The organism is Bacillus sp. TCT6, from assembly GCF_056033845.1.
The window spans coordinates 3,207,713-3,228,923 of record NZ_JBVYHX010000001.1 but is presented as its reverse complement, the minus strand read 5'-3'; the positions used below and the strand labels follow the sequence as shown (position 1 = coordinate 3,228,923).

Below are 21,211 nucleotides of genomic sequence, written 5' to 3'. Positions count from 1 at the left end.
AAAGGTAGTCAACTCTTTACTATGTTAAATGAAAAATAATGCAGCTAAAGTAATTCCGAAGATGAAACCAAATCCAAGTTCAACGCCCCAGCCACAACCGCCACCACAGCCGCCACCACCACAATTACCGCAACCACGACCGCCACATCCACAGCTACTGAATCCACCACCGCAACCAAATCCGCAACTATCACACCTGCTAATGCCGCCGCAAAGATCACAACCACCGTTTGCATATGCGTCATAGTATCCGAATCCTGTATCAAAAGATGAGCGCTGTTGCATTGGTTCGATCCATACAGATTCATTTGTCACATCGATTATTTTGCCTAAATGAATGCGACCATCGCGATCTTCAATTCGAACAACTTTACCGAAATAACGTCGGCACGTATCATAACATCTTTGTCTATGCATGTTCTGTCCTCCTTCCCCCTTACAGTAATACGATATGTAAGGGGGACAAGTGCGGCTTGTACGAATGACCTACCTATCATAATTGTTATATGAAAGGGGAAATATAGAGAAAGGATATAGTAAGGAGGGAAAGGCAATGAAATCTACAGATCAGTTTCAAACATACGAAGTACCGTGGAAAGAATTTATAGAAGCATTGCGAGATGAAATGAAGAAACAAGTAGGAGCGGATATTATTGATACAGTAGTTTGCAATTTAGAGGATGGATTTGAAGTGTATACATATATACAGGGGGATTTAGAGTTTGAATATAAAGAAGCGCTTGAAAGAAAATACGGAAGTGATGCTAAGACTCCTAATTTGTTAACAATTATGCTATTAGCCAGCATTTATAATACGAGTGAAGCGAATATACGCTTACATGCAGATAACAAAGATAATCCAATTGTTGAAGTATATGTGAAGCAATGAAACACGCTGTGAAAGGCGTGTTTTTTATTTGTATGATAAAATATTAGAAAATTGAGAAAGAAGGTGGAGGATTGGGAATTAAACATCTTAATTTAACAGTTACAGATGTAACAGCATCTAGAGAGTTTTTAGAGAGGTATTTTGGTTTAATTTGTAGTGGAACAAGGGGGAATGCCTTTGTAGTTATGCGTGATAATGATGGATTTATACTAACTTTAATGAAGGGAAAAGAAGTTCAGTATCCAAAAACATTTCATGTAGGATTTCCACAAGGAAGTGAAGAACAAGTAGATAAGATAAATCAAAGATTGAAGAAAGATGGATTTTTGGTGGAGCCTCCTAAGCATGCCCATGCATATACATTTTACGTTGAAGCACCTGGTGGATTTACAATTGAAGTAATGTGCTAATTAAAAAATCAAACTTTTTGTTGTGTGTTTTTAATATGAAAAGTAGGAAAAGTCTGTTTTAAGTATGAAGCTTAGACAGGCTTTTTTGCTTATATAATTGGATAGAAAATGCTATAAAGAATATTACCAAGTGTATATATATGTTTACATAATAAAGTTATGGTGGGTTAGTTGTCCTAAAATACAAGTCATATATCTTGTTTCCTCTCATAAATTTAAACATAGGAATTTGTCTACAAAGGTGGCGAAGCCTCATCATGAAAATTCGAATTTGTGCCACATTCATGTTGTTTCTATTTATATGGTTACATCCTTATTGGACTTTTGCAAAAGGAGAGGAGGCAAAGGAAAGGGTCGTTTCACTTGTATATGATGATTCGGGCAGCATGAGAAATAACGATCGCTGGAAATATGCCAATTACGCTTTGCAAAGTTTAGTTGCGCTATTAGATGAAAAAGATACATTTTCTTATGTTCCAATGAGCAAGCCGAATAATCCGTTAAACATTTCGTTAACGAAGGATAAAAGGCAAACAGAAATTGAAGGAATTGGAGCGTGGAAAACGTATTTAAATACTCCTTTTAGCGCAGTAGAGACGGCGATGCAATCTATAAAAAAGGAAGCAGATATAGATGGAAAACGTGAATTTTGGCTTATTGTATTAACTGACGGGGCATTTAATGATCTAGAAAAAGATAAAGTTGGCGGAAAAGAACAAATTACACAGAAATTAGCCCAGTTTAAGAAAGAAGTGGATGCAAAAAAGATATCGTTACATCCAGTCTTAATTACGATGGAAGAAGATTTAGGACAACAAGAAAAAGAACAACTAAATACGTTCAAGGAAATATGGAAGAAAGAGATAAACGGAGTTACGATGCCGTCAAGCGGAGAGGATGGCATTGTAAAAAGTGTAAATCAAGTGGCAGCATTAGTTGCGAATCGTGATCCATTCTCCTCAGTTGAATCGATTGTAAAAACGAAAGTAGTAGGAAAGAAAGTAGAGATTACAACGCCGTTCCCATTAAAGCGTATGACGCTTGTACGACAATCGCCTTCGCTGTCTAATTATCAGGTCACACAAATTTCGAAACCATTACAGTTACAGTCTTCTTTTTCCATACATGCACCCGGAGAAGCGAAATTATTCGGAAATATAGTTCATATAAGCACGGAAAATCAGGAAGTCATTAAACCAGGAACATATACGATAGAAGTGGATCGGGATATTGAGAAAGAAGGATTGCAAGTACTTGTTGAACCAGCGCTTAACTATACGGTTTCTACTTATGACAAAGATGATAATAGTCAAAAAAATGTTGAACAAATGTACGAAGGTGTTACTGCTGTTATTGAAGCAAAGCCTACTGAGTTACCAATTCAGTCTTCTTACTTTCAAGCAGAAGTAGAAATAGACGGAAAACAATATCCGATGAAGTGGAACGATAAGAGGCATGTGTTTTATTACGAAACGAAGATTGGTAAAGGGTTAGTACGTGGAAAAGTTCATATGAATATAAAGGGATTTTACAGACAGACGAAAGAATTCAAAATTGAAACAACAGAAAAGCCAAAATTATCACTTCAAACTGTTACGAAAGATTATGAAGAAAAAGTAACGAATTTAGAGAATAGTAAACCGTTTATTTTACAACCAAAGTTAGATGGTAAGCCGATGACAGAAGGGGCTGTAAAGAAACTATTAAAATCTACTGGTGTCACATCTAAACAATCAATCAACTATGAAATAAAACAACGTGGTAATCAAATTTACGTTTATCCTCGTCCTTATTACTCCGACACATTCAATTTCACAGATACTGGCACCGTAGAAGCTACCATCGTTATACAAGATGCGAAATTACAAGAAGTAAAGAAGCAAATATCACTCCATATTCAAAGTGCGCCGTTTTATGAAAAGTATGCGCTTATTTTTAAGTTTGTCATTCCTATCACTTTATTGCTGCTAGTAGTAGGCATAATCGTTTTAGGATGGATTGTTCGTCCAAGATTTCACCGGAAAGCGCTATTGTATTACGAATGGGATCAAGAAGTAGCGAAAGATTGGTTATATCAATCTGAACCAGAATTACTTCGAAATAAATGGTGGAAACATTATTTTGGTATCCCATTTCGAGCAGAAAGAAAAACTGTGCAATCCGTTACGTTTATAGCCAAGAAAGGTTCGAAATCTGTCTTTGTAGCGAAAGAGTCACAAGTAGTAGGAATGATTATTGATGGGATGTTTATAACAGAGGAAGAAGTAGGAATGGAGCATAAGACACTATATCCAAATGAACTTTTATTAATTGATAGAGGATATGGTAAGGAGATTTACAAATATGAATGTGAATAGTAGGTAGGGATAAGAGGGGAGTCTTAGCTTTCTTTCCCTTTCTTTTTAAACAAGCAAGAATAGGAAGGTGGTTCACATGACATTACAAGTTCCAACGATATTAATTGGATTAGGTGGAATCGGTAGTACTGTGACGCATCAAATATATGAAAAACTGCCTGAAGAGCGCCGAAAAAAGGTAGCGATGCACGTATTTGATACAGATGTGAATACATTGAGTAAATTTGATCATATTCGAAAGTTTAAGACACAAACGAGTTCAAGTAAAACGCCTAGAGAGTATATTGCAGGAGATCCAACGATTCCAGAGTGGTTTCCAATGGATCCAACTATACTTGATAAACCATTAACAGAAGGAGCAGGACAGTTACGCGTCATTTCACGTTTAGCGTTACGTGCTGCGATGAAAGAAGATAAATTGACGTCCTTTTGGCAAGAAATTGAGAAGATTTTTCCGGTTACAAGTGATCAAACGGAATATGGTGTGCGAGTTATTATTGTAACATCACTAGCAGGTGGAACAGGTTCGGGGATGTTTCTGCAAATTGCATTATATTTACGTGAAATGCTTCGGAAAAAACTGCAGCATCATAACATTTTAATACGCGGTGCATTTTTAATGCCTGATGTGTTAGTGAAGACGAGAACGGTTAGTGCGAAAGAATTTGAAACGGTGCAAGCAAATGGTTATGCGTCTTTAAAAGAATTGCATGCCATTACGCTCGGTTCAACTGGAGAATTATCAAAACGCGGTGGTGTAACGATTGAATTAGAATACCGTCCGGATCAAGTAGATGAGGATGGAAGAACGAATCATACGATTAAACAACATCATTTACCGTACAATTATTGTTTCTTATATGATTACGAAAACTTACATGGACACCATTTACACAATTTATCGGATTATATGGAGCAGATGGCAAATACGATTTATTTACAGTTATTTAGTCCGATGTCCACAAGTCATTTTGCACAGGAAGATAATCAAATTCAGCAATTGGCAGAATCAAGCGGGAAAGGACGATATTGCGGGGCAGGAACAGCAAAGCTCATTTATCCATATGAACATGTGTTAAAATATTGTGCTTTAAAATGGGCTGTGCAAGGTTTAGACGAATCGTGGCTTCATTTGGATCAACTCTTTCAAGAAAAGAAGCAAAGGTACGACCAAGATGTAAAACGTGGGATGCAGCGTGAAAAGCCGGAGAGAGGTAAAAGTTATTTAGAGGACTTGGAACATCTTGCTACCCGTCCAGAGCAAGCTCATATTTTCTATAGACAAATGTACAATGAAACGCGTGAAGGAGCAGAGGGGGGTAAGCTCGGAGTTGCGAAATCAAAACTGTTTTTAGAAGCTGTAGAAAGTTATGTACAACGCACGGTGCAAAAAGATGAGGAATTAAATCGTCTGCAACATGAGTGTAAAATTTCAGCTGCGAAGCTGAAAATGATGGAACAAATGAAAGGTGAAGTGGCAAGAGTGGATCATGCGGTGCGTTTATATGCGTATGCGATTCCGAGCCGTGTACATGAACATGTAACGACACTTTTATATGACATGATTGAATCAGACCGCTTTTCACCAAGTGGTTCTGAAGGGCAGTCCTATCAACTAAATACATGGTTTTTAAAGAAAACAGATCCAGTTCACCCAGTAGCAGCACGTTTTATGTTATATGAAATTCGAAAGCAGTTAGTAGAAAAAATGAATCGACTACATGAAAATAATGAACAAAAGCGTAATGTAATTCAAAACTACGATAAAAAATTTAATGTGGGTAATATCGATGGAACGGTAACGGCTGTACGCCGAGTAGAAATTGCTCAACAACAAGGCTGGTTTGGAAAAATGATTAATAATCAGCAACGTTTATTCAAAAGAGAATTTGAAGACATCGTAACGCAATATGTACACAAATTAAATGAATATCGAAAAGAAATGCTATTAGAACTTGTGTATCAATCGCTATATCAAACAGTTAATAAAATGATTCAATATTGGGAAAGGTTTTTTGATAATTTACATGAAACACGTGAAAATTTATTGTTTGAAATCCAAAAGCGCAGTAAGGAATTTGAAGGGAAAACAAACCCGACGAATGTATATGTATTAGCTGAGGAACAGCTGCAAGAAAAGATATGGCAAGATATGCAGCAACATTTAAATTTAGGTGTACTACCGAAAGATATATCAGCGGAAATTTATATGAGTTTGTACGGGGAATATTGTCGTGATGCGAAAACAGAAGAGATTCAGTCGAAAAAGGTAGAGGATTTCTACCGAGAACATATACTGAGCTATTGTTATGACGAACTGCAAGTACGCTATCGTGATAAATTAGAACTGAATATCATTGAGGCGTTGCGAAAAGAAGCGGATTATAAGAAACGTGATCGCGATGAATACGTTCGTGAAAAAATTGAAGACCTGTTCCATTTAGCGAGTCCATTCGTTCCGAAAGTTGCTCATCATAGGGAATTACAATATTGGGGTATACATCCTTCTTTAAAGAAAGAGCTGCAAGAGGAATTAATTCAAGAAATGTTTAAAGAAAAAGATACAGTACATGAAGCCTTTTCGCCATTTGAAGTGATCTGTTATCGAGCACATTACGGCTTATCGCTGCAAGACTTTCCTAAATTATCATCAGGACATATTTCAAACGGATTTATGAATGATAAAGGTGACTATTTCCAATCGTATTATCGCCGTGTAAACAAATTAAATAGTAAAAAATCTAGTTTAACGCCGCATTTAGATAAGTATTGGCACTTACCAGCCTTTATGCCAGATTTAAACGCGACTCAAACAAAATTAGATTATGATAAATGTAATCGTGCATTACTATACGCATATATGTATCGCTGGATTAGTTTAGTTGCTGTTGATGGACAGTTTGTGTATCAATATAACGGTGTGGGACGTAGCTTTTTAATTCAGTCGATGGGGAAAAATATTTCAAGCGAAAGTTATAAATTACACAGAGCATTGCTTCATAATCCGTTTATTTATGAAAACATCTTGTCACGATTTGAAGAAGAGCAAGAAAAGGCGATGATACAAGGTGGACATTTATATACACATCCGTTCGTATTAGGAGCCCAAGATGTAAGATGGCTTAGAAAAGAACATGTCCACAATCTTTTAGACATGATTTTAATGTATGACCGTGAAGCGAAGTATGATCCGACGTTAGAAGAAACATCAGATGAATTATTAAGACTATTCCTTGATGAAATCGAGTTGTATTTCCAGAACTATTACGGTACAGGTGCCGATATGGTGGCAAAGAAAGAGAAAGAAATGTTTATTAAACAATTGTGGGATCGCTCGCATGCAAAAGGATATGTAGATCCAAATAGCGCTCCGTATAAAAAATGGCAAAATTTATTAAGTGTTCAAGATGAAGAAGAAACGCCAAAAACGAATGTATAATGAATGAAAAGGGAATCCTTAAAAGTGGCAATACAACTTTAGAAAAGAGGGATTCTGATGCCGTTTTTAGGAAGTGTATATCAAATATTTGGATTATATCCAGAAATTTATTATGGAATGATTTCAGCTGAACTTGCGGAGCAGCAAAGGTTGGAACAAGCGGAAAACGAAGAACCAGAAACAGAAGCGTAACTGCATAAGCTTCAAAATAAAAAATGATAACACGCTACTTGCTCTTTAAACGTATAAGAGCAAGTAGTGTGTTTTTTCTATTTAATAATCCCATTTTCTAAAATTTTAATAGTTGGTGCTACTTTCACATTAGCTTTTGAAAAGGCACGTGGCCAATCATCTTCAACTTGTTTCCATTCTTTATAGTGAAATGCTCTCGCATAATCACCAAATCCGAATGGATCGAGTTGCTGTTTTTGAATTTTGTAGATTAATTCGTTTAAATCTTTGTTTAGTTGTTTTGTAATAAGAGAAGTTAATTTCTTTCTATCTTTATCTATATCCATGTTGAATGTAAGTTCAGATACGGCAATTTTTAAATCCATTTTAATATTAAATTTGAAGCGGTTATCGCTATAGTCTGTATCGATATCATGATTCATACTAAGAATATTTATTGTTATGAAATCGTCGCCTTTTGTATCTTTTAGATGGCTATTACTTTCAACTAAATTAGAGGGGATTTTCATTGTAAGTGAAACGGGTATATTAGCTTTCTTTTGCACCATAAGAAGAAGGGCACTTTCATAGCGATTTAAAGACATCTTATAAGTTCCACGAGAAGTTAATAGTGCCGAACCGGTAACAATAACATCTTTCTTCCCTTTTTTTATTTCTGAAATAGCAGGAGTTACGCCTTTATTAAAAGTTTGTCTATGAAATTCATGGAATGTCGTAAACACGGTCCGATTGTATAGTTTGTTCGTATTAATTAAATCTGTTAAATATTCAGGAAGAGCAGGCTTATCTTTGAAATTATTATATATAACAGAAGAAATGGGGCCACCTACTGCAACCATGCGCATATTTCCTGTATTTTTAGGATCGCGATACCAAACATCCAGATAAGGCATAGCTCCTTCTTGTTTTAAAAAATTTGTGCTAAACAATATGAGCTGTAACTTTTCTGTGGACACTAAACCGCTGCTTGAACTGTTAAACGTATCTTTTGCTTCTCGGGGTGTATGTACTTTCGCTTCATGAATTTCGTACTTTTTCTCTACATCTTCATTAAAAATAGGGTTTACGTGATACACAATTAATTTTCCTTTTGGTTTTGCGTCAAAACCGTAAATTAATGAGATGGATTGTTTTTCTAAATCAAGCCGATCTTCACAGCCTACTAAAAAAATTATGAGGAAACAAAATATAATAAAATGAATACAACGTCTCATTTAAATTTTTCTCCTTTTCCAATGCTGATAAAGTGTCATGTATAAGAGAAATACCACTGGGAATAGAAAAACGATAAAATAACTAGCAGTTCCCCAAAATTCCCGCAACGCACTTATCTGATAAGAAGAAGGGATATAAAAGAATAAGATGAAAATACATCCGAATAATAAAAAATAAATAGGTAATGAACTGCCTTTTTTGTTAAGTAATTGATTAATTCCATCTGAAGCAGTGAAAATATAAGGAATACAGGAATCAAAAATAATAAAGAGATAAAATGACAAAAAGATAATTTCAAATCGCTCAAGAAATGAGAAGTGAAACGGTGTAACAAGAGAAAGTGTCGGCCATAAAAACTTTGTTATACCATCTGGACTAAAATAAATAAAAGAAACGAACGTGATTTGAAGATAAATAAATAACGTAATCAAATTCGCAATAACGATTCCTTTTTTTGCAGATGCTTTGTTAGTTAAATAAGGATAAAGGACAAACGAAAACTCGAATCCGAGAAACGCAATGATAGTTGATTTCACGGTGTTTATAATTGGTAGCCATCCTTCCTTGATAAGAGGAAGTAGATATATAAAATGCCCATCTTTAAGAGGAATAAATAATAATAATGGCATCCAAAGTGTAAAGATGACAGTGAAAACAGCAAAACGACTAATAATAAGTGCTCCTTTACATGCAAGCATAAGCATTGGAATAGATAGCAAAATCATAATTAAAGACATAGGAGATCTAGGTAAAATCCAAATATGAATAACGTATAAGAGGGAAAAAATTAAGGAAACAGCTGCGAGTACAGCATATAAAATCCAAAAAATCATTACTACTCTTCCTAGCCATTTTCCAAGATAGCGTATCAGCACATCAAGTAAAGTATATCCTGGATGTTTTTCCATAATTTTTACAATACATAGACTGACTAAAGTAGTAATGACACATCCGATAATAATAGACATCCAGCCATCTGTATTCGCCCCTTGTGCAACTTCACGCGGGAGTGTAAGTACGCCAAATCCGACTTGAACACCACTAATAGTTAAAATGTATTGAAATAAAGTGATTTCCCTCTTTGCACGTTTTGTCACTTATTCTCCTCCTTTTCCTCAACATCGCTTTGCCGGTTATTTTGTTTTAATTGTAGAGATAGTGGCCGTTTCTTCATGATTTTCCATGGGAAACGTACAAGGGTATCTTTTAAGTCCGAAGCATATGACGGAGAAAAAGGACTACCATATGGCACACCAAGTGATTCCATAGAAAGAATATGGATGATAATGATTGCCATTCCAACCATAATTCCAATGACGCCAAATAAAGAGGCTGCTATCATCATTGGGAATCGAAGAAGCCGAATTCCTGCTGACATTTCTAAGTTAGGAATAATGAAAGAGGCAACCGCAGTAATTGATACGACGATAACCATAACGTTACTAACAATCCCAGCTTGAACCGCAGCTTGTCCAATTACAATTCCTCCTACGACGCCGATTGTTTGTCCAACAGGCCCAGGAAGCCGAATCGCTGCTTCTCGGAGCATTTCGAGAACTAATTCCATTAATAAAGCTTCTAATATGGGGGGAAAAGGAATTTTGGCTCGAGATTCTCCAATCGTTAACAACAATTTGAGTGGAATCACTTCATAATGGAAGGAAATCATAGCAATATAAAGAGCAGGAGCAAATATTGCAATAAATAACCCAGTGAAACGAAGGAGTCGTATAAAAGATGGAATCATAGGTCTGAAGCTGTAATCATCTATCGTCTGAAAAAAGGATGAAAAGGTCATCGGTCCTATTAATACGCCTGGTGAGCGATCTACAACAACAGCAATTCGCCCATTCAAAATATGATGTGCCGTTGTGTCAGGACGTTCAGTGATAGACAATTGTGGGAAGAGAGTATAGGAATTATCTTCAACAAATCCTTCTAATTCACCGGTAGTAAGAATAGCATCTACTTTGATTGATTCAATGCGGCATGCCATATCTTGTACAACATCTTCGTTTGCAACATCTGCAAGATAAAGTAAAAAAACTTTAGAGGTTGCTCGTTCGCCAACAGTGAATTCCTTCACTTTTAATTCGCGATTTGGAATATAGCGACGAATAAGTGCGATACTATCACTTGCCACTTCATTAAATCCTTCGTGTGAGCTTTTTATGGAAGTCTCTGTTGTAGGTTCTTCAATACTCCTTTTTGGCGCCGCTTGTGTATCTAGTTCTAAAGCTGATAATTGCCCGTTTATAAATAAAATACTTTTGCCATGTAAGAGAGATTGCTCAATGTCTATCCACTTCTGAACTTTTTTAATATTCCCTATAGAAACAGAAGATTCCCAAAAATCATCTTCATTCCATTCTTTAAATAAGAGAGGACGAAGAATATCTACATTAATAACAGTTTTATCTACAAGTCCTTCCATATATATAAGAGCAGCTTCTTTTCCGTTTTTTAACGGGAAAGTGCGTGTAATTAATTCTGGAATACCACTAAATAATTTGGATAAGTGTTTAAGATTAAGCGGCATGGAGGAAGAAATTTCTTTATTTAATACAGTTTCAGATTGCTCATGTGTAGAGAAAGATTTTTCGCCCCTTATCCATTTTCGAAAAGATCCCATATATTCACCTTATTCCTCGTTGAACTTTATATGGGTTATTATGGATAGTTACATACAGACATATGCGCAGTTTAAAATTTATATTGTATATTTGTACATTTAACGCTATAATTATAGTGTTAAAGATGGAATCGTGATATGACCTGTTATGAATCTATCGTTTTATTTATGAATAAATGGATTGGTATTTTAGCAAGATGTGCTAATAAACTACTCCACCATGATGATAGCGTGCCCAAAATGTGGTGCGTATATTTTCGTGGTGGAGTTTTTTTTATTCTCAAAAAGGGGGAAAGACCATGAATGACAACATGGTTCATATTACAATTGACGGAAAAAAGTATACAGCGGAGCCTGGTTCAACGATATTGGGTGTTATTAATGAGAACGGGATTGAACATCCGCAAATTTGTTACGTGCCGGAAGTAGATCCTATTCAAACATGTGACACTTGTATTGTAGAAGTTGACGGAAAGTTAATGCGTTCTTGTTCGACGATAGCAACGGAAGGTATGAACGTTGAGCGTGCTTCTGTTCGCGCAAAAGAAGCACAAACAGAGGCGATGGATCGGTTACTAGAAAATCATTTATTATACTGTACAGTATGTGACAACAACAATGGGAACTGTAAACTGCATAATACAGCAGAATTAATGGAAATTGAACATCAAAAATATCCTTATGAACCGAAAGTAGATGTAAGTGAAGTTGATATGACGCATCCGTTTTATCGCTATGACCCTAATCAATGTATTGCATGCGGTCAATGCGTTGAGGTGTGTCAAAACTTACAAGTAAATGAAACGTTATCGATAGACTGGGAAGCGGAACGCCCACGAGTTATTTGGGATGAAGGAGTAAATATTAATGATTCTTCATGCGTTAGCTGTGGTCAATGTGTAACGATTTGCCCTTGTAACGCTTTAATGGAGAAAACGATGCTCGGTGAAGCTGGATTTATGACGGGATTAAAACCAGATATTCTTGAACCGATGGTAGATTTAATTAAAGAAGTTGAGCCTGGATATAGCGGTATTTTTGCGGTATCAGAAGTGGAAGCGGCCATGCGTGATACTCGTACGAAGAAAACGAAAACAGTATGTACATTTTGTGGTGTAGGTTGTTCGTTTGAAGTGTGGACGAAGGGGCGTAAAATCCTTAAAGTACAGCCATCTTCAGATGCACCAGTTAACGCAATTTCCACTTGTGTAAAAGGGAAATTTGGTTGGGATTTCGTAAATTCTAAAGAACGAATTACAAAACCTTTAATTCGTAAAAATGGAACGTTTGTTGAATCTACATGGGAAGAAGCACTGAATGTAGTTGCAAATAAATTAGGTACTATTAAAGAAGAGTACGGTAAAGGTTCTATCGGATTTATTTCTTCATCTAAAATTACGAATGAAGACAATTACGTTATTCAAAAACTAGCCCGACAAGTATTTGAAACGAATAATATTGATAACTGCTCACGTTATTGCCAATCACCAGCAACGGATGGTTTGTTCCGTACAATTGGTATGGGTGGTGATGCAGGAACGATTAAAGATATTGCGCAATCTGGTCTTGTTATTATTGTAGGATGTAATCCGACAGAAGGTCATCCTGTTTTAGCTACACGTATTAAACGTGCACATAAATTACACGGACAAAAGTTAATTGTAGCTGATCTTCGTAAAACAGAAATGGCAGAGCGATCAGATGTCCTTATTAGTCCAAAACAAGGAACAGATCAAGTATGGTTAATGGCTGTTACGAAATATATGATTGATCAAGGTTGGCATGATCAAGAATTTATTAATGAGAATGTAAACTTCTTTGAAGATTTCAAAGAGAGCCTGAAAGAATATACACTTGAATATGGAGAAGAAATGACTGGTATTTCAAAAGAAACACTTATTCAAATGGCTGAAATGATTCGTGATGCAGATGGTACATGTATCCTTTGGGGGATGGGAGTAACGCAAAATACAGGTGGCTCTGATACTTCCGCTGCGATTTCAAACTTACTTCTTGCAACAGGGAACTATCGTCGTCCAGGAGCAGGTGCATACCCACTTCGAGGTCACAATAACGTACAAGGTGCTTGTGATATGGGTACTTTACCAGGATGGCTTCCAGGATATCAGCACGTTACTAACGAAATGGAACGTGCGAAATTTGAAACTGCTTACGGAGTGAAAATTGATAGTGAACCAGGTCTTAATAATATTGAAATGCTTCACGCAATTGACGAAGGAAAAATGAAAGCAATGTATCTTGTCGGAGAAGATATGGCTCTTGTAGATTCTAATGCAAATCATGTACATGAAGTGTTAACGAGCCTTGATTTCTTCGTTGTGCAAGATGTTTTCCTTTCTAAAACTGCTCAATATGCAGATGTTGTATTACCAGCAGCGCCATCTCTTGAGAAAGAAGGTACTTTCACAAATACAGAGCGCCGTGTCCAAAGATTATATCAAGTTCTTCCTACGCTAGGAGATGCGAAACCAGACTGGTGGATCGTCCAGGAAGTTGCGAATAAACTAGGTGCAAACTGGAATTATAGCCACCCAAGTGAAATCTTTGCTGAAATGGCAAGTTTATCACCATTGTTCTCGCAAGCGAACTATGAAGTGCTTGAAGGATGGAACAGTTTCCATTGGGGAAGTTTTGATGGAACGAATACACCACTTCTGTTCCAAGATGGATTTAACTTCCCAGATAAAAAAGCTCGTTTTGCGATTGCTGACTGGGTACGTCCAGCTGAATTTCCAGCCGAGTTTGACCTTCACATTAACAACGGTCGTATGCTTGAGCATTTCCATGAAGGGAATATGACAAATAAATCAACAGGTATTCAAACGAAAGTACCTGGTGTTTTCGTTGAAATCTCTCCAGACCTTGCAAAAGAACGTGGCGTAAAAACAGGTTCGTTAGTTCGTCTTGTCTCTCCTTTTGGAGCATTAAAATTACGTGCACTCGTTACAGATCGTGTAAAAGCGAATGAGTTATATTTACCGATGAACTCTACAGATAACGAAACGGCAATTAATTTCTTAACAGGTCCTGCTGTGGATGTACGTACGAATACACCTGCGTATAAACAAACGAAAGTACGTATGGAAGTGTTAGAAGTTGATGGCGAAAATCCGATGCCAAAAGCGAACCCACGCAATAAAAAACGTCACCCTCAAGCTGGAATTGAGGTACATCGTAAGTGGGCACGTACAGGGTATGTGCATTTAACGGATAAGTAGGAGGAGAAAACTATGGCTGCACCTATAAAAATGATTCAAAAACAAGAATTAACTGAGGAAGAAATAAAACAGCAAAAGTTAGATGATTTAAAAGAGCTTCTAACTAATAATGAAGAAGCTCTAAATCAGATGTTTAATATAGTAGGGGAATTAAATGACATTGGAATGCTAGAAGCTGCAAATTCTATGCTAAAAGCGAAAGAACCAATTGCGAAGATTGTTCTAGGTCAAGTAACTCGTGAGCCTGTTACAAATTTAATTAATAATATGATGGGCGCTGCAGGTGCGTTAACTGAACTTGACCCAGAACTTACGAAAAAGCTTATAGGTAGTTTATTAGTCGGGCTAGAAGAAGGTAATGAACATCTAGAAAGTAATAAAAAAGTAGGGGTATTCGATCTTATGAAAGTATTGAAAGACCCAGATATTAACCGTGCGATCGGGTTTGGGCTTCATTTCTTAAAAGGTATGGGGAAAGGGTTAAAAGACGAATAAACTTCATGAAGTGAACCTTTTCGCCCAAATATTTGTACGAAATAGTTTGGGCGGAAGGCTCATTTTGGTAAAATATATAATAAAGTAAAATGAGGCTTTTGGGAGGTATAATTGTATGTCAAAAAAAGTACATGAATTTAATGATATGATCCGAAAACTTCGAAAGGAACTTTTCGGAAAAGGACCGGAACGAATTCATACTGTTTTTGCAGAAAATATGGCTATAGCGACTCTTTATGGAAACTTAACACCTACTGAAAAATTTATTTCAAGTACGATGGACGGTGCGGAAATGGTTCATCTGGCTAGAACAAAAATGATTCAAGAAGTGTATGCTGCGAATTCCCGTGAACATTTGGAGGAACTTGTTGGCGCGAAATTAGTGAATTTGTTTTCAGATATGAAAGTAGAAGAAGATATTGCAGTTTCGGTATTTGTTTTTGATAAAAATATAACGTGAGAGAAGGATACTGATCGTGAAACCGATACAGGTAGAAAGAGAAATCTTTCGTTATGAACAAGAGGTATTTAAGCATATAGAGGACAGCATTGTAACAGAGTTTCCTGTCACCATTAAAATGAACGGACAGGAGTTTGTTACAATGGTTAGTACTCCAGAATATATAGAAGATATGGTAATAGGCTTCTTAGCATCTGAAGGAATCATTCGAAAGTATGAAGATATTGATAGTGTATGGGTGCAGGAGAAAGAAGGATTTGTACATGTAACAACGACAAAAGTAAATCCGTATTATGAACAAATGCAAAATAAACGATATATTACGTCTTGTTGTGGTATGAGTAGGCAAGGATTTGTTTTTGCAAATGATGCACTAAGTGCAAAAAAGATGAAGGGTGTCCATGTACAGGTTGCTGCCGATGATTGTTTTCGGTTAATGAAAGAAATGCAGCAATCTGCGGATACGTTTCATCATACTGGCGGGGTTCATAATGCAGCTTTATGTGATGTGAATGGTATTATTTTAAGCCGAATGGATATTGGTAGGCATAATGCACTAGACAAAATTTACGGTTATTGTTTAAAAAACGATATTTCTATAAAAGATAAAATCATTGTTTTTAGTGGTCGTATTTCTTCGGAAATATTATTGAAAGTTGCAAAAATCGGTTGTGAAATTATACTATCAAAATCAGCTCCAACTGAGTTAGCTTTGCAACTAGCGGAAGATTTAGGTATTACGACAATAGGATTTATTCGTAATCACTCCTTAAATGTGTATACCCATCCAGAGCGTGTTTTAAATATAAAATAAAAGTGAGGCAATGAAGATGAAATCAGTTACATTAGACAAGTTGCAACGTCCGTTAAAGGATTTACGTATTTCAGTTACTGATCGCTGTAATTTTCGCTGTCGATATTGTATGCCAGAAGAAATATTTGGTCCTGATTACTCGTTTTTGTCTAATGACAAAATTTTATCTTTTGATGAAATTGAAAGGATAACACGTATTTTCGTTTCTTTAGGTGTGAGAAAATTACGGATTACAGGCGGAGAACCGTTACTTAGAAGAGGGCTTCCAAAGCTTATTGAGCGGCTTCATAAAATAGATGGTGTAGAAGATATCGGTTTAACAACCAATGGATCGTTACTTAAAAAATTTGCTCCTGATTTATATAAGGCGGGACTATCACGTGTAACAGTTAGCTTAGATTCCTTAGAAGAAGAGCGGTTTTTCTATTTAAATGGTAATAGGAGCAAAGTGCAAAGGGTTCTGGAAGGAATACAGGCTGCAGCTGAAGTTGGAATGAAAATTAAAATAAACATGGTCGTTCAAAAGGGAAAAAACGAACAGGACATTTTGCAGATGGCGCAATACTTTAAGGAAAACAAGCATATTCTTCGTTTTATTGAGTATATGGACGTTGGAAATTATAATGGTTGGGATTTAAAAGAGGTCGTCTCTAAACAAGAAATAGTAGATACGATTCATCAAGTTATGCCGTTAGAACGGATAGAAGCAAATTATTCTGGTGAAGTGGCTACTAGGTATCGTTATATAGGAAGCGACGAGGAAATAGGTATTATTTCATCGGTAACAGATTCTTTTTGCTCATCATGTACGAGAGCTCGTATTTCTGCAGAAGGAAAATTATATACTTGCTTATTTGCTTCTAAAGGAAATGATTTAAGAGAATTGCTTCGTTCTGAACATACAGATGAGGACATTACAGATGTAGTACGCGATATATGGAATAATAGGGAAGATCGTTATTCAGATGAACGCTTAAATCATAAAAATAAGAATACAATACCTAAAATTGAAATGTCACATATCGGTGGTTAATATATAAAGCTAGCGTCATAGTGAAAAATGGGGAATTTACAAGAGTTGTGGATTTTCTATTTTATAGTAAAAGTGATGATTGATATCTCTGTAAAAGATGTGCAGAGAAATTAAGCAGCATTCAAAAACCTTTATTTTGAGGAGGTTTTTTGAAGCTGCTTTTTTATTTGGAGAAAATGGAGGAATGGGTAATGGCATTTCATAAGCCGGAACAAATTGCTGAGCTTGTCATTGAGGCCGGTGTTCAAAAAGTAAGACAGACATTGCCAGCGATGCTTATTCTCGGTTTTTTAGGAGGAGCGTTTATTGCGATAGGTTTTTTACTTAACATTCGAGTTTTAGGGAATTTACCTGAGCGCTGGGGGAGTCTAGTGAATGTTTTAGGAGGAGCGGTATTTCCTGTTGGACTTATGCTCGTAGTATTAGCAGGAGGAGAATTAATTACGGGAAATATGATGTCACTGTCTATGGCGCTTTATGCAAAGAAAATTACATTGATAAGTGTACTGAATAACTGGGTTTGGATTACTCTCATGAATTTTATTGGGGCAATTTTCGTTGCGTATTGCTTTGGACATCTTGGCGGATTAACAGAGGGAGAGTATTTAAATAAAACAGTAGCGATAGCGGAAGGGAAGTTACATGAATCATTTGGAAGAACTTTAATTTTAGCAATTGGTTGTAATTGGCTCGTTTGTCTTGCTCTTTGGCTCGCTTACGGGACGAGTGATTTTGTCGGAAAAATCATCGGAATTTGGATTCCAATTATGGCATTTGTAGTGATTGGATTTCAGCAAGTAGTAGCAAATATGTTTGTCATTTCCGCTGTTATTTTTGCTGGTCATCTAACGTGGATGGATTTGGCTAAAAATTTTGTTCCTGTTTTTATCGGAAATGTAATTGGAGGAGCTGGGTTTGTTGGTTTTGCTTACTTTGCTTGTTATCAGAAACAACATTCTAATATGAAATAGAGTTCTTGAGAGGAAGGGTATGTAATGGCTGATCGGTATTCACGACAACAGTTGTTCAAACCAATTGGGAGTAAAGGACAAGAAAAAATTCGAAATAAACATGTGTTAATTGTAGGGGCAGGCGCATTAGGAAGTGCAAGTGCCGAAAGTTTCGTACGTGCAGGTGTTGGCAAGTTGACGATTATTGATCGTGACTACGTTGAATGGAGTAATTTACAAAGGCAACAATTGTACTCTGAACAAGATGCGAGAGAGAAAATGCCGAAAGCAATTGCTGCAAAAAATCGGTTAGAACAAATTAATTCGGAAGTACAAATACATGCTTTCGTAATGGATGCAACTTCAGAAAATATGGAAGGTCTATTAAAAAATGTAGATGTAATCATTGATGCAACAGATAATTTTGATATTCGATTTGTAATAAATGATTTATCACAAAAACATAATATTCCTTGGGTATATGGTTCTTGCGTTGGATCGTATGGTATGAGTTATACAATTATTCCGCAAGAGACACCGTGTTTACATTGTATGCTGAAAAATATTCCTGTTACAGGTGTGACATGTGATACCGCTGGAATTATTAGCCCGACTGTTCAAATCGTCGCAGCATATCAATTGGCAGAAGCACTCAAAATTTTAGTGGAAGATTTCTCAGCAATTAGAAAAACATTTTTCATGTTTGATATATGGAGTAATCAAAATCATTTTATAAAATTAGGGAAAATAAAAACAGACGCTTGTCTCTCATGCGGTTTGAATCGAACTTATCCTTATTTATCATACGAAAATCAAACGAAAGCAGCTGTTTTATGCGGAAGAAATACAGTTCAAATTAGAACAGTAGACAATAGGAAATACAATTTTGATGATATAGAAAAAGTATTACAAAAACTGGGGAAAGTAGATCGGAATCCGTATTTACTATCTTGCCAATTCGATGATTACCGCGTGGTTGTTTTTCGAGATGGTCGTGTTTTTATTCATGGTACAAATGATATTTCGAAAGCGAAACAACTATATTATCGCGTATTCGGTTAATAGAGAGGGTGTCAACAATGGAAAGAAGAGTGCCAATTACGGTTGAAGAAGCTGTTCGTAAAGTGATGGGATTTGCTGATAAAGGCTTAAAGGAGCTATTACCAATTGAATTAGCTTATGGACGTATATTAGCAGAGGATTTAATAGCTGACCATGATGTACCGTCATTTAATCGTTCGCCGTATGACGGATTTGCTATTCGAGCAGAAGATACTAATTTAGCAAGTTATGAAACGCCAATTGTATTTGAAGTAGTGGGTGAAATTGGTGCAGGATCGCTATTCCATGAGAAAGTAGGTCCGTTTCAAGCAGTTCGAATTATGACGGGAGCACAAATTCCGAATGGGTGTGATGCGGTTGTTATGTTAGAGCTGACTCGTCAATATGAGAAGAATGGCAACAATTATATGGAAGTGAAGCGATCATTCAAAAAGGGCGACAATATTTCTTTTCAAGGTGAAGATGCTCGTAAAGGAACGGTTCTTGCAAAGAAAGGATCGTACATTAATCCAGGTATTTCAGCTCTTCTTGCTACATTCGGTTATAGTGAAGTGCCAGTTGCGAGAAAGCCTGTAATTGGACTGTTAGCGACTGGGAGTGAATTGCTTGATGTCGATGATTCATTACAGCCAGGGAAAATCCGAAATAGTAATACGTATATGATATTGTCTCAAATTCGAAGAGCAGGCGGCAGAGTAAAATATTTTGGGAAGTTTAGTGATGATTTTAATACATGTTTTACAGCTGTGAAAGAAGCGCTTGGGCAAGTGGATATGTTAATTACAACGGGCGGTGTATCAGTAGGAGATTACGATTATTTACCAGCTATTTACGAAAAGTTAGGTGCCTCTGTTCTTTTCAATAAAGTTGCAATGCGGCCAGGGAGTGTTACGACTGTAGCACAATTAAATGGCAAGTTATTATTTGGTTTATCAGGAAATCCATCAGCTTGTTATGTAGGGTTTGAATTATTCGTAAGACCGTGTATTCGGGCGTATATGTTTAGTGAAAAAGTACATTTAAAAAGAGAAAAAGCGTTATTAGGAGAAGATTTTCTAAAACCGAATCCATTTACAAGATTTGTACGAGCGAAATTGCAATATGATGAGGGGAAATTAATAGCTTATCCATCAGGTTTTGATAAATCTAGCTCAGTTTCCTCATTGGCAGAATCAAACGTGTTTATCGTATTGCCGGGCGGGACAAGAGGATATAAAAAAGATATGTTTGTCGATGTTCTTTTATTAGAAGATAACGAAGGTAGTGAATGGCCTTGGACATTTCATAAAGTGAGAGGTGGTTCTAATGGGACAAGTGTTATTTGAGATTGTAGATAATCCGATTTTAGTTGAAGAAGTAACGAATAAAGTCGCAAGAAGGGAAGCGGGTGCGATTACAACATTTATTGGTACCGTGAGAGAACTTACAAAAGGAAAACGAACGCTACATTTAGAGTATGAAGCATATAAACCGATGGCAGTAAAACAACTTATGAGAATTGGTGAAGAAATTAGTGAAAGATGGCCGGATGCAAAAGTAGCAATTACGCACCGTGTAGGGCGGCTAGAAATCATGGATATTGCGGTAGTCATTGCAGTTTCATCACCGCATCGTAAAGTAGCTTATGAAGCGAATGAGTACGCGATTGAACGTATAAAACGAATCGTTCCAATTTGGAAAAAAGAATTTCGGGAAGATGGAACGATGTGGGTTGGAGATCAACTTGAAAACACACCATATCCAGAAGGAAAACCAAAGAAGGAAGAATGAGAAAATGATTACAATTTTATTGTTTGCAAATTTGCGTGAGGAAGTCGGATTGGATCAATTAATAATTTCAGAAAAACAAGAAATGACTGTTGGGCAATTAAAAGAATGGTTGAAAGATAGTTATCATTTGCAATCCTTGGATACAGTAATGGTTGCAATTAATGAAGAGTTTGTAACGAATGAAGAGATGATAAAAGTAGGAGATATAGTCGCATTAATCCCGCCCGTTAGCGGAGGGTAATAAGCTTTTTCAA

19 protein-coding genes are annotated in these 21,211 nt (G+C 36.4%); 15 read left to right on the top strand and 4 right to left on the bottom strand.

The window, feature by feature from the left end; genetic code table 11:
* Nucleotides 1-24 precede the first annotated feature (24 nt).
* Nucleotides 25-417 carry a hypothetical protein gene (locus tag AC0ONG_RS16325; protein ID WP_000555008.1) on the bottom strand — a complete coding sequence of 131 codons (393 nt, stop codon included), beginning with the start codon at nt 415-417 and terminating at the stop codon, nt 25-27.
* A gap of 136 nt (nt 418-553) precedes the next feature.
* Between AC0ONG_RS16325 and AC0ONG_RS16320 the strand changes: the two genes are divergently transcribed.
* From AC0ONG_RS16320 to AC0ONG_RS16300, 5 genes are all read left to right on the top strand, one after another.
* Nucleotides 554-889 (top strand): hypothetical protein, encoded by a 336-nt coding sequence (locus AC0ONG_RS16320; RefSeq protein WP_000842916.1) that lies wholly within the window; start codon nt 554-556, stop codon nt 887-889.
* 71 nt (nt 890-960) lie between these two features.
* Nucleotides 961-1,299 (top strand): VOC family protein, encoded by a 339-nt coding sequence (locus AC0ONG_RS16315; protein ID WP_000511532.1) that lies wholly within the window; start codon nt 961-963, stop codon nt 1,297-1,299.
* A gap of 257 nt (nt 1,300-1,556) precedes the next feature.
* A complete protein-coding gene (locus AC0ONG_RS16310) occupies nt 1,557-3,656 on the top strand; it encodes a vWA domain-containing protein (protein ID WP_136996777.1) in 2,100 nt (699 codons plus the stop codon).
* Nucleotides 3,657-3,732: 76 nt separating this feature from the next.
* The gene (locus AC0ONG_RS16305; protein ID WP_000175112.1) at nt 3,733-7,095 is read left to right on the top strand and encodes a tubulin-like doman-containing protein; all 3,363 of its coding nucleotides are present in this window, start codon (nt 3,733-3,735) and stop codon (nt 7,093-7,095) included.
* Between the two features lie 57 nt (nt 7,096-7,152).
* On the top strand, nt 7,153-7,287 hold the full coding sequence (locus tag AC0ONG_RS16300) for a hypothetical protein (RefSeq protein WP_001116178.1): 135 nt from the start codon (nt 7,153-7,155) through the stop codon (nt 7,285-7,287).
* Between the two features lie 77 nt (nt 7,288-7,364).
* Here AC0ONG_RS16300 and AC0ONG_RS16295 read toward each other — a convergent pair whose 3' ends face one another.
* The 3 genes from AC0ONG_RS16295 to AC0ONG_RS16285 are packed head-to-tail and all read right to left on the bottom strand — an operon-like array spanning nt 7,365 to nt 11,134.
* Entirely contained in the window at nt 7,365-8,501 is a 1,137-nt protein-coding gene (locus AC0ONG_RS16295; RefSeq protein ID WP_136996774.1) for a Ger(x)C family spore germination protein, read from the bottom strand.
* Entirely contained in the window at nt 8,502-9,599 is a 1,098-nt protein-coding gene (locus tag AC0ONG_RS16290) for an endospore germination permease (protein WP_000166526.1), read from the bottom strand.
* The gene (locus AC0ONG_RS16285; RefSeq protein WP_017763495.1) at nt 9,596-11,134 is read right to left on the bottom strand and encodes a spore germination protein; all 1,539 of its coding nucleotides are present in this window, start codon (nt 11,132-11,134) and stop codon (nt 9,596-9,598) included. The genes AC0ONG_RS16290 and AC0ONG_RS16285 overlap by 4 nt, the downstream gene beginning before the upstream one ends.
* 299 nt (nt 11,135-11,433) lie before the next feature.
* Between AC0ONG_RS16285 and fdhF the strand changes: the two genes are divergently transcribed.
* From fdhF to moaD, 10 genes are all read left to right on the top strand, one after another.
* Nucleotides 11,434-14,373 carry a formate dehydrogenase subunit alpha gene (fdhF, locus tag AC0ONG_RS16280; RefSeq protein WP_136996771.1) on the top strand — a complete coding sequence of 980 codons (2,940 nt, stop codon included), beginning with the start codon at nt 11,434-11,436 and terminating at the stop codon, nt 14,371-14,373.
* Between the two features lie 12 nt (nt 14,374-14,385).
* Nucleotides 14,386-14,868: a helical membrane plugin domain-containing protein gene (locus AC0ONG_RS16275; protein ID WP_000729897.1), complete on the top strand. Its 483-nt coding sequence runs from the start codon at nt 14,386-14,388 to the stop codon at nt 14,866-14,868.
* A 115-nt stretch (nt 14,869-14,983) separates the two neighbouring features.
* Complete coding sequence (locus tag AC0ONG_RS16270) at nt 14,984-15,328, top strand: Na-translocating system protein MpsC family protein (protein WP_000039580.1); 345 nt, start codon at nt 14,984-14,986, stop codon at nt 15,326-15,328.
* A 16-nt stretch (nt 15,329-15,344) separates the two neighbouring features.
* Entirely contained in the window at nt 15,345-16,142 is a 798-nt protein-coding gene (fdhD, locus tag AC0ONG_RS16265; protein WP_000802662.1) for a formate dehydrogenase accessory sulfurtransferase FdhD, read from the top strand.
* A gap of 16 nt (nt 16,143-16,158) precedes the next feature.
* Nucleotides 16,159-17,175, top strand: coding sequence for a GTP 3',8-cyclase MoaA (gene moaA, locus AC0ONG_RS16260; RefSeq protein WP_000844115.1), 1,017 nt, complete (start codon nt 16,159-16,161; stop codon nt 17,173-17,175).
* Nucleotides 17,176-17,366: 191 nt separating this feature from the next.
* Complete coding sequence (locus tag AC0ONG_RS16255) at nt 17,367-18,146, top strand: formate channel (protein ID WP_000863998.1); 780 nt, start codon at nt 17,367-17,369, stop codon at nt 18,144-18,146.
* 24 nt (nt 18,147-18,170) lie between these two features.
* Nucleotides 18,171-19,187 (top strand): molybdopterin-synthase adenylyltransferase MoeB, encoded by a 1,017-nt coding sequence (locus tag AC0ONG_RS16250; protein WP_000785263.1) that lies wholly within the window; start codon nt 18,171-18,173, stop codon nt 19,185-19,187.
* Nucleotides 19,188-19,204: 17 nt separating this feature from the next.
* Nucleotides 19,205-20,512 (top strand): molybdopterin molybdotransferase MoeA, encoded by a 1,308-nt coding sequence (locus tag AC0ONG_RS16245; RefSeq protein WP_000442187.1) that lies wholly within the window; start codon nt 19,205-19,207, stop codon nt 20,510-20,512.
* Complete coding sequence (gene moaE / locus AC0ONG_RS16240) at nt 20,493-20,957, top strand: molybdopterin synthase catalytic subunit MoaE (protein ID WP_000531883.1); 465 nt, start codon at nt 20,493-20,495, stop codon at nt 20,955-20,957. The genes AC0ONG_RS16245 and moaE overlap by 20 nt, the downstream gene beginning before the upstream one ends.
* Nucleotides 20,958-20,961: 4 nt before the next feature.
* Entirely contained in the window at nt 20,962-21,198 is a 237-nt protein-coding gene (gene moaD, locus AC0ONG_RS16235; protein WP_000628473.1) for a molybdopterin converting factor subunit 1, read from the top strand.
* The last annotated feature ends 13 nt before the right edge of the window (nt 21,199-21,211 follow it).